This is a genomic window from Candidatus Pelagibacter ubique HTCC8051 (assembly GCF_000472605.1).
Taxonomy (GTDB): Bacteria; Pseudomonadota; Alphaproteobacteria; order Pelagibacterales; family Pelagibacteraceae; genus Pelagibacter; species Pelagibacter communis_B.
Genome location: NZ_KI421440.1, coordinates 269779 through 281240, shown reverse-complemented (window position 1 = coordinate 281240; position 11462 = coordinate 269779). Strand labels below are relative to the sequence as shown.

Annotated in this window: 13 protein-coding genes; 7 read left to right on the top strand and 6 right to left on the bottom strand. The window is 29.6% G+C overall.

Annotated features, from left to right (window positions below; genetic code table 11):
• Positions 1–39 precede the first annotated feature (39 nt).
• From dcm to F754_RS0101435, 4 genes are all read left to right on the top strand, one after another.
• Positions 40–1074 carry a DNA (cytosine-5-)-methyltransferase gene (gene dcm, locus F754_RS0101450; RefSeq protein ID WP_027303414.1) on the top strand — a complete coding sequence of 345 codons (1035 nt, stop codon included), beginning with the start codon at positions 40–42 and terminating at the stop codon, positions 1072–1074.
• An 8-nt stretch (positions 1075–1082) separates the two neighbouring features.
• The gene (locus F754_RS0101445; protein WP_023648141.1) at positions 1083–2720 is read left to right on the top strand and encodes a hypothetical protein; all 1638 of its coding nucleotides are present in this window, start codon (positions 1083–1085) and stop codon (positions 2718–2720) included.
• Between the two features lie 108 nt (positions 2721–2828).
• Positions 2829–3209, top strand: a complete 381-nt coding sequence (locus F754_RS0101440) for a hypothetical protein (protein WP_023648140.1) — start codon at positions 2829–2831, stop codon at positions 3207–3209.
• Between the two features lie 45 nt (positions 3210–3254).
• Complete coding sequence (locus F754_RS0101435) at positions 3255–3482, top strand: hypothetical protein (RefSeq protein ID WP_023648139.1); 228 nt, start codon at positions 3255–3257, stop codon at positions 3480–3482.
• On the opposite strand, the gene F754_RS0101430 is transcribed toward F754_RS0101435, so the two are convergent.
• Genes F754_RS0101430 through F754_RS0101405 form a run of 6 tightly spaced genes read right to left on the bottom strand, consistent with a single transcriptional unit; the run spans position 3475 to position 9683 of the window.
• On the bottom strand, positions 3475–4527 hold the full coding sequence (locus tag F754_RS0101430; RefSeq protein ID WP_023648138.1) for a low specificity L-threonine aldolase: 1053 nt from the start codon (positions 4525–4527) through the stop codon (positions 3475–3477). The two genes, F754_RS0101435 and F754_RS0101430, sit on opposite strands and share 8 nt — an antisense overlap.
• A gap of 1 nt (position 4528) precedes the next feature.
• A complete protein-coding gene (locus F754_RS0101425) occupies positions 4529–5644 on the bottom strand; it encodes a serine/threonine protein kinase (protein ID WP_023648137.1) in 1116 nt (371 codons plus the stop codon).
• Between the two features lie 5 nt (positions 5645–5649).
• On the bottom strand, positions 5650–6867 hold the full coding sequence (locus F754_RS0101420; RefSeq protein WP_023648136.1) for an aminopeptidase P family protein: 1218 nt from the start codon (positions 6865–6867) through the stop codon (positions 5650–5652).
• A gap of 4 nt (positions 6868–6871) precedes the next feature.
• The gene (locus tag F754_RS0101415; RefSeq protein ID WP_023648135.1) at positions 6872–7777 is read right to left on the bottom strand and encodes a DMT family transporter; all 906 of its coding nucleotides are present in this window, start codon (positions 7775–7777) and stop codon (positions 6872–6874) included.
• 51 nt (positions 7778–7828) lie between these two features.
• Positions 7829–9082 carry a molybdopterin molybdotransferase MoeA gene (locus tag F754_RS0101410; RefSeq protein ID WP_023648134.1) on the bottom strand — a complete coding sequence of 418 codons (1254 nt, stop codon included), beginning with the start codon at positions 9080–9082 and terminating at the stop codon, positions 7829–7831.
• The gene (locus F754_RS0101405) at positions 9075–9683 is read right to left on the bottom strand and encodes a molybdenum cofactor guanylyltransferase (protein ID WP_023648133.1); all 609 of its coding nucleotides are present in this window, start codon (positions 9681–9683) and stop codon (positions 9075–9077) included. Before F754_RS0101405 ends, F754_RS0101410 begins: the two co-directional genes overlap by 8 nt.
• 43 nt (positions 9684–9726) lie before the next feature.
• Between F754_RS0101405 and F754_RS0101400 the strand changes: the two genes are divergently transcribed.
• The 3 genes from F754_RS0101400 to fdhD are packed head-to-tail and all read left to right on the top strand — an operon-like array spanning position 9727 to position 11446.
• Positions 9727–10125 (top strand): iron-sulfur cluster assembly scaffold protein, encoded by a 399-nt coding sequence (locus F754_RS0101400; RefSeq protein ID WP_023648132.1) that lies wholly within the window; start codon positions 9727–9729, stop codon positions 10123–10125.
• Positions 10126–10602, top strand: a complete 477-nt coding sequence (locus F754_RS0101395) for an HPP family protein (RefSeq protein WP_023648131.1) — start codon at positions 10126–10128, stop codon at positions 10600–10602.
• A 4-nt stretch (positions 10603–10606) separates the two neighbouring features.
• Positions 10607–11446, top strand: a complete 840-nt coding sequence (gene fdhD, locus F754_RS0101390) for a formate dehydrogenase accessory sulfurtransferase FdhD (protein WP_023648130.1) — start codon at positions 10607–10609, stop codon at positions 11444–11446.
• Positions 11447–11462: the final 16 nt, after the last annotated feature.

Here is an 11462-nt window from a genome sequence, read left to right as displayed (position 1 = left end):
TTATAAATCATAATAAGTAATCTCTGATATAATCTTATAATGACTAAATTTAAATTAGCTGAATTCTTTAGTGGCCCTGGCGGCATGGGTTATGGCGCAAGTATAAGCAAAATAAAGGATAGTTCCATTGAACATGCTTGGGCAACCGATTATGACCAAGATTCTTGCAACACTTATAAAAGAAATATTAAATCCAGAGATGTTTATTGTGAAAAAATAGAAAATTTCTTTAATTTAGTCGATAAAAAGAAAATTATTTTACCTAGGTTTGATTGCTTTGCTTATGGTTTTCCTTGTAATGATTTTAGTAATGTTGGTGAACAATTAGGATTTAAGGGAAAGTTTGGCCCTCTATACTCATATGGTGTTGAGTTAATTAATAGATACCACCCTAAATGGTTTGTGGCAGAAAATGTTGGAGGAATTAAAAGTTCCAATGAAGGTAAAAGTTTTACCAAGATTTTAAAAGACTTAGAAGAAGCAGGTAAAGGTTATGATTTAACTGTTCATAAGTATAAATTTGAAGAATATGGAATACCCCAAGCACGACATAGAATAATTATTGTTGGGATTAAAAAAGAATTAAAACTTAAATTTAAAGTACCTAAACCTACATTCAAAACAATAACTTCAAAAGAAGCTCTAAGTAACATCCCAAAAAACGCCTTTAACAATGAGCTTACTAACAATTCAAAACAAGTTATTGAAAGATTGAAATATATCAAACCTGGAATGAGTGCCTTTAATTCTATTATACCCAAACATTTACAGTTGAACGTAAAGGGAGCTAAGATCAGTCAAATCTACAAAAGATTAGATCCCAATAAACCATCATATACTGTTACAGGTAGTGGTGGTGGAGGTACTCACGTGTATCACTGGAAAGAAAACAGAGCATTAACAAATAGAGAAAGAGCTCGATTACAAACTTTTCCTGATAGCTTTGTTTTTGAAGGATCAAAAGAGAGTGTTAGAAAGCAAATTGGTATGGCAGTTCCAGTACTTGGTGCAAAGATAGTTTTTGAAGCTATATTAAAAACATTTGCTGGAGTAAAGTACCCTAGTATCGATTAGTTAATTAAATGTTAGTTAAACATAACAAAAATTTTAGACATTCTTGGATGATACCAAGAAATATAAGACGTATAGACTCTCATAAGATAGCAAGAATTCTTTGTTTAATTGAAAAAAATTTATCTGAAGATTGGGAAGGTAACATACAAAATCAAAAGAAATTTACAAAATTACTTGAAGAATATCTTATTAAAAGACCTGGAGATCAAAGAGATAAAAATTCAGGTGGAGCAAGAACTTATTTAAATCAATTGGAGAAGCTAGGGCTAGTATTTAAAAAAGATAAAAATTACTATTTAACAATTTCTGGAGAAACTATTTTAGAAGGATCAGAAGCCAAAAAGGTAATTCAAAATAATTTATTAAATCTTCAGTATCCATCTACTTATTCAAGAGGAAAAAATTGCAGATTAAATCCAGATATAAAAATTAAGCCATTTTTATTAATATTAAATATACTCGAAGATCCTGAAATTAAATATTTAACAGACTATGAAATAATTATCATTACAGTTTTAGGACACAATTTTAACTGCAAAGATATTTGTATTGATAAAATAAAAGAATTAAGAAATTTTACAGATGTAATCGCAGGTTTAAAAAAGATACTGACCCCATATTATCATTACATGACCTCAGTTAAGACAAAAGATCAGGGTATAAGTAAACTGATAAAAAATCACAAGGATAATGCAAATACATTTGGTAATTACCTTCAGGCTACTAACTTAGTAATTGAAGGTAGAAAAGTTGATAATAAAAAAACACTAAGATTAAATCAAGAATATTTAAATATTTTTCACCATCATTTAAAAAATAAGAATAAATTTATACAATTTGATAACGATGAGCAGTTTCAAAGAAATTTTGGAAAATATAACAAGCTTAAAGACACTAGAACTATTGAAAAAATTAAATCAATAAAGGGTGAAATTCCTGATGAAGAAAAAATCATAAAGCAATATTTTTTTGATAATAAGACATATGAAAATCCATCTTTAAATTCATTAGATGAAACATTTTATCAAAATTTGTATCAAAAATATGGTTTTGAAAAAGATAAAATAAATGAGGTTATTGAACCTATAATTCAAAAAAACTTTGAGGACATTTTTGTTGAATTCATTGAAATATCGAAACAAGGATTGAAATATAGCTTGAGATTTGAGAAGGATATTCAGAAAATTTTCCAAAACTATTGGGGTTTTTATTCTCATCATACAGGTCAAATTAAAAGAAACGAAGAAGGTGGAGGAGCATATTCTGATATTTTTATAGTAAATAAAGACATGGACAAATGCTCTTTAGTAGATGCTAAGGCTATAAAGAATTATTCTTTACCTAATGACGACAGGCTAAAGATGATAAATAGCTATGCAATAAACTATAAAGAGCTTGAATATAAATTTAATTACAAATCTCTTGAGTTAGATTTTGTTTTATACGTAGCTAGTACTATTAATAAAAAATCAAATATAGAAAAAAACTGTACATATATGAGCAAAGAGATAAAAGCACCTGTTTCAGCAATCTCTTCTTTTGATCTTGTTGCGCTAGCAAGAAAATATAGAGGTTTTGAATATCAAGATAAGATTAGGGAAATATTTAGTAAAAATGGTGTTATTAATGAAACAGACTTAAATTAATTTCTCTTACTTCAAAAAGATAAATATATCTAAATCTTGCCACTTTTATTGATTAAATTTAAAATTGTTAAAGTTCTTTAACGATAAAACTTCAGCAACACATAAACAATGAAACAACTAGAATTGGATTTTAATTCAATAAATCTTTCTGATCATTATGAAGCTTATCGAGTTATCGATGAGGGGAAAAATCAAATTTGTAGTTGGTCTGATTCATTAAGTGATGATGGAAAAAAGATAAGTTATGATGAGTATACTTATAACACCACTCAATGTATGGACTTTGAGAATTGGATTCATATTGATAAAAACGGTTTAGGCAAATCTGCATTCAAATGGTTTTGTATTTACCTAAAGAGTATAAATGGACGTGCAGACAGATTAGTGAAGCTTAAAAGAGTTTTAGACGATATGAATATACCTTTTGAAGAAGGAGACTGGCAAACTATTGATAGAGATTGTGAAAGAAGTAAATTGAATATAAACTAGTCCCACAACTAGACCAGATTGAGATAAATCAAGTTTTGAAGTGGTATGAATAAAGAAAACGCAAGTAAACTGTGGAAAATGATACAGGAAGCTGGCGATTATTTGGTAGGCCAACTACCTGATCACCCAAACCATCCTAAAGGCAGAAACTCATATGCACATGTTGCTATATGTGTGAAAGATCATTTTAATACTAGTTATAAAGATATTCCTGACGAAAAGTTTGAGGAAGTCGTAAAATACATTGAATTTTTAAAACAAAATCCTAGTTAGAATTTTTTAAAGTCTCTAGCAAGCTATCAACGTCTTCTTCTTGAGTGTTCCAAGCAGCAACTAATCGTACAGATTTACCGTCTAACTCTTCTTCATTCATTTTATAACCCTCTGAATTTAAATGTTCGATCATATTTCTTGGAAATTTTGCAAAAACTTCGTTAGCCTCTGTTGGGTATGAAAGTTTAATATCAGAATGATGAGCCAATCCTTCACTTAATTTTTTTCCCATCTTATTTGCATGTTTTGCATTTCTAAGCCAAACATCATTTGAAATATAAGCATCTAATTGAGCTGAAACAAAACGCATTTTTGACAACAAGTGCCCTGCTCTTTTCATTAAAAATGCAATATTTCCAACTAATTCTTTTTTAAAAAATATGATTGCTTCAGCTGCAAGACAACCATTTTTAGTTGCTCCAAATGACAATACATCAATACCTGATTTCCACGTCATCTCAGCTGGTGTTACATCTAGAGAAACTAAAGCATTAGCAAACCTCGCTCCATCCATGTGTATATTAAGATTGTGTTTATGAGCAACATCTGAAATTTTTTTAATTTCACCTAATTGATAAACCTCTCCAGTTTCACAAACTTGCGTAATGCTAACTGATGAAGGTTGAGTGTGATGAACAATTCCTTTTCCACCAATCGCTTCATCTAATTCTTTATCAGTTATTTTTCCATTAATTCCTTGTAATGCGACTAGTTTTCCACCCCCTGTATAAAACTCAGGAGCACCACATTCATCTGTATTAATATGAGATAGTTTATGACAATAAATATTTCCAAATGATGGGGTCATCGTTGACAGTGCCAAAGCATTGGCTGCGGTACCTGATGCTGTTGGGAAAACGATTACTTCTTTTTCAAAAATTTCTGAAAACTTGTCTTGTAATTCAGTGGAAATTTGGTCATTTCCGTATGGTGTACTATCGCCATCATTTGCTTTAATAATTGCATCAAGAACTTCAGGACATGCGCCAGCTACATTATCTGAAGCGAATTTTACCCGCTCTCTTTTTGTTTTAATTTTAGCCATATTATTGTTTTGGAAAATAATCTTTTAAAGTGCCTTCTCTATAAACATCTGCTGTACAGCAATGAAGTCCTCCACCAAATGCATAAGCATCTCTTAAGTCTACTGGAATAACCTCCATGCCTAATTTATCTAATTGCTCTTGTTGATATACTTCACTTTTTTCAACACACACTGTTTTAGGATCCAAAACTAATACATTCATTGATAGCCATGTCGATGAATAGCATAAAGGTGGTGGTTCATTATGAGCAGGTTGTGCACTATCAACAATTTCCCACCCGTTATCTTCAAATAATTTTCTTTGGTCTTTTGGTAATCTTCTTTGAGGGTTGTTTATAATTAATCCTTCTTTAATTGGAGTAAAAGTTGCATCGATATGAATTGGGTAAGGATCACCTGGAAAATTAACAGCATGAACTCTATGATCTTTATAATGTCTTTTTAACCAATCAATTCCTTTTAAATTCGTTGTAAAACCATGCTGAATAACAAGATCTTTACCAAATCTAAGTACATCTGCTGCATCAAATAATGGTTCTTCTTCAGTAGTTACAAAAAATTTATCTTCCGTCCATTCTAATCTTTTTTGAATACCAATTTTATCCGACAAATAATCTTTTCTATAATCTTTATCTGTTAACCTTGGTTTTGGTGCAGACTCATGTCTCATATTTGGGTCTTGGTTATAATATTCTTGTAGCAAAGGTCGGTAACAAAGATATTCAAACCATCTACAACGATAACTCATTGTTGCCTCTAATATTTCATTTCCTACTGTTAGTAAAACATCTCTTGGTGGCATACATCCAAACATCGTCTCAGCTTCCCAATCTGGTGTTGATGTTTTTTGATTAAAATCAATTGGAGTGGGACGATCTACCTTTACTCCTCTTTGAATAAGTATATTTGAAAAATCATCTAATAATTGATTAGCTTTATCAACTGTATCTTTGGTTCTTGGACCAAATTGACCTCTCATGTCGCTATCCTCAGGAACTTTAGCATCAAGTGCTGGTTCAGGAGCTGGTATACATGTACCATCAGCTCTACCAACAATTACATGTTTTAAAGGATCCCATTCATTCCAGCTGTTAACAATAGTTTTAGTATCACTCATTAGGATTAAATTTTTATAATATTATGCTCTGGGCCGAAAGGAAATTTTGTAATATTCTTAGTGCTATCTTTACCAATCACTAATATATCATGCTCTCTATATCCTCCTGCCCCAGGGTTTCCTTCAGGGATCATAATCATTGGCTCCATTGAGACCACCATATTTTCTTCAAGTACAGTATCAATATCCTCTCTAAGCTCTAATCCGGCTTCCCTTCCATAAAAATGAGATAGCACACCGAAAGAGTGACCATATCCAAATGTTCGATATTGTAAGTAACCAAGTTCAGCAAATAAATCATTTAATTCATGACAAATGTCAGAACATTTTACACCTGGTTTAATCAACTCTAATCCACGTTTATGAACTTTAACATTTGCCTCCCATGCTTTAAGGCTTTCATCATCAGCATGATCTAAAAATAATGTTCTCTCTAGTGCAGTATAATAACCAGAAATCATTGGAAAAGTATTTAGTGATAAGATGTCTCCTTTGATCAATTGTCTATTAGTTTTTGGATTATGGGCACCATCTGTATTTATACCTGACTGAAACCAAACCCAAGTATCCATATATTCAGCGTCAGGATAAGTTTTTACAATTTCTCGCTCCATACAATCACGTCCAGCTATAGCAATTTCAATTTCTGTATTTCCTTCTTTTATATTCTTAACAATTTCTTCACCACCTAGATCAGCAATTCTTGCTCCATTTTTAATCACTTTAATTTCTTCATCAGATTTAATCATTCTGAGTTGCATCAAGTCTTTTGAAACATCCCTAAAAACTGAAAAAGCAAAAATAGATCCTATTTTTTCCCTCGTGTCTAATGTGACATGATCATTTTCAAGGCCAATATTTTTTGGAGGATCATCCCTTCCAATAATTGAAACTATAGCTTTTAAAAAGTTGTCTCTTTTCCAATCCGTATAAATCACGTTATCACAATGCGATCTTCTCCAAGGTTGACTTGCATCAATATTTGCTGAAATTGTTGAAATCTTATTTTTAGTGACCACACAACCATAAGGCCTTCCAAATGAACAATAAATAAACCCTGTATAATAAGCAATGTTATGCATTGAAGTTAAAATAACCATATCCAAGTTATTTTGATCCATTACTGTTCTTAAATTATTTACCCTACGATCATATTCTGATTTTGAAAAAGGAAGTTTTACCTTTTCTCCATTTTTTAGTGTAAAAAAATCTGGTCTTTCCATGAAACTAGTTTAATCCAATATATCTTTTATTCCATCTCATTACTAAACTGTAATATGTAAGAGATATAAAAAGAAAAAAACCACCAATAATAGTATTGGTTGTTGGTATCTCATTAATTCCAAATAAAGGTAGCCAAACCCAAAAAATTCCTCCTATGACTTCTGTCAAAGATAACAAAGTTAGCTCTGCTGCTGGAATAGCTTTAGATCCAATAGAGTATAAAATTAGGCCTAAACAAACTAGAGTTCCATGGAGAGAAAATAGAGAACTGTTATAACTTGAAGCAAAGAAAACTAAATCTTGGCTTAAAATTACTATTGTTGCAAAAGTGAAACAAAAAAAACCTGCAAATGCAGTTGTTGTAAATTTAGGTGTTTCTTTACGCCATCTTAAACTTACAGAAAATACAGCAAAGCCTAATGAAGATGTGATACCAAAAACAAAACCTACAAAAGAAGTTTCGGTATTATTACCTACGGCCATTATACCTATACCAATAGTTGCAATGATAATTGATATCCAAACATTTAGAGAAATTTTTTCTTTTAAAAATAAGAAAGCAAGTAATGCAGTAAAAAATGGCATAGCAGCAAGACATAATAATGTTATTGCTGCACTTGTGTTTGTTATAGAAAACATGAAAGAAATCATTGCAATTCCTAAGCCAGATCCTCCTATAAGTCCGGATAAACCCATCCTCAAATAATTTTTGTAAAAATTTTTACCCTCTTCAAAAAATAAATATAAATTCAAAAGAATAAATATTGTAAGACCTCTTCCAAAGATGTACTGCCATGGAATTAAGTGAGGCTCATTCATGTATCTTACCACTAATGGTCCAAACGACCATATGAGACCAGCAAACAAAACAACTGGAACAGCTATTTTAGGATTTTTAAGTTGAAACATATTTGGATATTTAATTGTAAATAGATTTAACTACAACAAAAATGACATGGGTTATAAGAAAGTGCTATTAGATTGATTGGGAAAGAAACAATCAACAATCTCACCCTTTTTGAACTTTGATTTACCCGAAGGTAATAATGCCCAAATATTAGATTTTACAAATGACTTTATCCTAAAAGACTCTTGTCCTTTAAGAATTTCAACTTCTATTTTTCCATTTTTAGTTGTGTTCAACTTACTCTTGGCAAATCTAGTAAATTCTTTTTTCTTTGAGAAATCGTTTTTCAAAATGGCTTTAATAGGATTTTCACTATTAGCACCTAATATGTTTTCTAAATAAGGATGTACAAAAAATCTAAAACAAGCAGCAGATGACATTGGATTTCCAGGTAATCCAAAAATTGCTTTTTGTTTACCTTTTATCTTAGCAAACAAAATAGGTTTTCCAGGTCTAATTGCTACACCTTTAAAATAATCAGATAAATTAAAGCTTTGAATTGCATTTGGAACAAAGTCAAATTTACCTGCAGAAACAGCACCTGATGTGATGATAATATCAACTTTAGAAGTTAACATTGTTCTAATTTTCGACTTAAATTTTTGTTCATGGTTGTCTTTTAAAATACCTCCATTTTTAAAATTAAATAAAAAATTATCACTTAAATTTTTAATATAATGTCTATTTGAATTTCTAACTTTCCAATTTGGTATATTGTCATTATTAGAAATTTCATTTCCAGTAGAGAAAAAAAGAATATTAATCTTTTTTTTTACTATGATATTTTTGACACCTAGAGTTTTAAGAGCCAGAATATGGTTAGGCTGAATAATAGTATTTTTTTTTAAAATTATTTCTTTTTTTTTATAATCAGATCCTACAAATCTTACGTGATTATGCTTTTTCAATTTTTTATTAATCAAAATATATTTTTTATTCTTTTTGTTTGGAAAAAACACAATTTGTTCAATAGGTAAAATGGTATCAAAGCCTTTAGGAATAATACCTCCAGTCATTATCTCAACAGAATCAAATTTATTAATTTTTTTTTTAAATGGTTTGTTACCTGCTGCTATCAACCCTATAATCTTAAATTTTTGTGGTAAATTTTTTTTGATATTCCTAGTATGACTTGAGTTAATTGCATAACCATCAAAAGCAGCATTATCTCCAGATGGATAATTAATTGGTGAATAGATATTTTTAGATACAGCTCTATTTAATGAATTTATACTCTTAATTTTTTCATCTTTAATATTGATAATTGCTTTTTTTAAAATTTTTTTTGCGCGATCGTAACTAATCATTTTTTAATAATTCTCTAGCTTTTTCTAAATCCTCTTTTGTATTAATATTAAAGAATGGATCTCTATTTGAAAATTTCATATTAATAATTTTTACACCAACATTATTTGCCCACAATTCTACCTTTCTTTCTCCTTTGTCCAAATCTTTTTCTAACTTTTCTAAAAGCGTAACTGACCATAAACCAAATATATTATGACGTTTATCATTTGATTTGATAAAAAAAAGATCACTTTCATCTAAATTAATTTTCTGAATAAAATCTTTTAATATTTCTTTTTTAAAAAAAGGAGTATCAACAGGAAAGGTAGCAATCCATTGATAATTCTTTTTATTTATTTTATTCCATTTCATTGCGGATAAAACTCCACCTAAAGGACCAAGTCCTTTTTTATAATCTTCAATTATTGTGATATTTTCAGATTCATTGAATTTAATTGAATTGTTTGAAACAATTAAAATTTCGTTAAATTGATCAATTATTTCTGACAACATGTAATCAATTAATAGTTTATTAGCTAGATTTGCTTGTGATTTATCTTCACCAAATCTTTGTGACTTTCCGCCTGCTAGCACTGTGCCTAAAATCTTGTTATGGTCCATTAATCAAAATATAAAACATTCAAACTTGAATTAAAGAAATTAAATGGACTTAAGAATTTTAGAAATTGCCTCACACACGGAAAATCATAAAGTTCTTGAGAATTATACACATAAATCTAAACACAAAAATCCACTGTGTGGTGACGAAATGGAAATAAGCTTAGTTATAAAAGATGAGATTGTAAAAGATATGGCTTATCAATGTAAATCTTGTGTTTATTGTCAGGCTTCAGTCAGTTTGCTATCTAGAAAAATTAAAGAAAAAAAAATAGAGGAAATTAAAGCTTTTATTGTAACTGGAGAACAATTATTTGATGATGTAAAAGTAACAATAGAAAAAAATTGGAAAGATTTTATAGAAATATTTGATAAAAAAAATATTTCTAGAAAAGAATGTTTATTATTACCATTAAGAACTATTGCAAAAGCTTTAAAAATTTAAATGATAAAAATTACTAAACCTATTTTACAAAAAGCAATAATTGCTGGATTTTTTTCGGCGTTTACAATTGGCGTTTTAACAGTTCTTACATACAAAAGCACACTTGGTTTTTTTATTGCAGGATCTTTTGGATCTTCGATGGTTTTGTTATTTGGCTTTCCTGAGAGTCCATTTGCTCAACCTAAAAATGTTTTTTTTGGTCACTTAGTAACAGCTTTAGTTGGAGTAGTTTTTGTACATTTTGTGCCATTACCAATTTATATTAATATTGCTGCTGCGGTAGGTTTAGGAATTTTTTTTATGATACTATTAAATATTGTTCATCCTCCAGCAGGTGGAAATCCTATAATGGTAATTATTGGGAGCGCATCATACGATTATTTAATTAATCCAATTATTTTTGGATGTATTATTATTTTATTACTAGCGATAATTATTAACAAATATCTTTTGAAAAAAAATTATCCTTTAAAATAATTTTATGAATTCAAAATATAAGGTTCTAAAATTTTCTTCGGAAATTTTTAGAGATACTGAAGATTTAATATCTGTCGAAGAGCCGCTTGAAATTTCGTTAAAATATAAATTAGAGAATAAATGGAATAAACAAAACTTATCAATTACAATGAGGACACCAGGTCATGATAAAGATTTAGTAAGAGGATTTTTGTTTAACGAACAAATTATCACAAGCCTAAATGATATTCAAGCTATTGAAAGTTATGGAGACAAAGTTGGTCAATATAATATTCAAAATAAAATATTAGCAACTTTAACAAATGCAGAAAATATAAACATTACAAAAATAAAAAGAGATTTTTTAACAAACTCATCATGTGGTGTATGTGGAAAGTCATCTCTTGATGCACTTGAAATTATAAAAAAAGATAAAACACATTCATCTGAACCAAAAATCACTAAAGAAATTATAATTCAAAGCCCAGATACTTTGAGGGAAGCACAATCGGAATTCAGTAAAACAGGTGGTATTCATGCAAGTGGACTTTTTGATAGTAACGGAAGATTAATAGAACTTAGAGAAGATGTTGGGAGACATAATGCATTAGATAAACTCGTTGGTTGTGCGTTAAAAAATAACCAGTTGGACCCAAAAACCCAATTCATAACATGCTCTGGAAGACTTAATTTTGAGTTGGTTCAAAAGGTTTTAATGACAGATATAGGAATAATGATTGGTGTTGGTGCGCCAACAAGTCTTGCTATAGATTTGGCGAATAAATTTGACATTACCCTTATAGGTTTCGTAAAGAGGGACAGTTTTAATATTTACACAAATAACAAAAAAGTTATTGTGAGCTAATAAAAAAAAAGGGTAA

Excerpts from the sequence above, each read along its gene's own strand:
- dcm (WP_027303414.1), top strand. The coding sequence starts at position 40 with ATGACTAAATTTAAATTAGCTGAATTCTTTAGTGGCCCTGGCGGCATG.
- F754_RS0101445 (WP_023648141.1), top strand. The coding sequence starts at position 1,083 with ATGTTAGTTAAACATAACAAAAATTTTAGACATTCTTGGATGATACCA.
- F754_RS0101440 (WP_023648140.1), top strand. The coding sequence starts at position 2,829 with ATGAAACAACTAGAATTGGATTTTAATTCAATAAATCTTTCTGATCAT.
- F754_RS0101435 (WP_023648139.1), top strand. The coding sequence starts at position 3,255 with ATGAATAAAGAAAACGCAAGTAAACTGTGGAAAATGATACAGGAAGCT.
- F754_RS0101430 (WP_023648138.1), bottom strand. The coding sequence starts at position 4,527 with ATGGCTAAAATTAAAACAAAAAGAGAGCGGGTAAAATTCGCTTCAGAT.
- F754_RS0101425 (WP_023648137.1), bottom strand. The coding sequence starts at position 5,644 with ATGAGTGATACTAAAACTATTGTTAACAGCTGGAATGAATGGGATCCT.
- F754_RS0101420 (WP_023648136.1), bottom strand. The coding sequence starts at position 6,867 with ATGGAAAGACCAGATTTTTTTACACTAAAAAATGGAGAAAAGGTAAAA.
- F754_RS0101415 (WP_023648135.1), bottom strand. The coding sequence starts at position 7,777 with ATGTTTCAACTTAAAAATCCTAAAATAGCTGTTCCAGTTGTTTTGTTT.
- F754_RS0101410 (WP_023648134.1), bottom strand. The coding sequence starts at position 9,082 with ATGATTAGTTACGATCGCGCAAAAAAAATTTTAAAAAAAGCAATTATC.
- F754_RS0101405 (WP_023648133.1), bottom strand. The coding sequence starts at position 9,683 with ATGGACCATAACAAGATTTTAGGCACAGTGCTAGCAGGCGGAAAGTCA.
- F754_RS0101400 (WP_023648132.1), top strand. The coding sequence starts at position 9,727 with ATGGACTTAAGAATTTTAGAAATTGCCTCACACACGGAAAATCATAAA.
- F754_RS0101395 (WP_023648131.1), top strand. The coding sequence starts at position 10,126 with ATGATAAAAATTACTAAACCTATTTTACAAAAAGCAATAATTGCTGGA.
- fdhD (WP_023648130.1), top strand. The coding sequence starts at position 10,607 with ATGAATTCAAAATATAAGGTTCTAAAATTTTCTTCGGAAATTTTTAGA.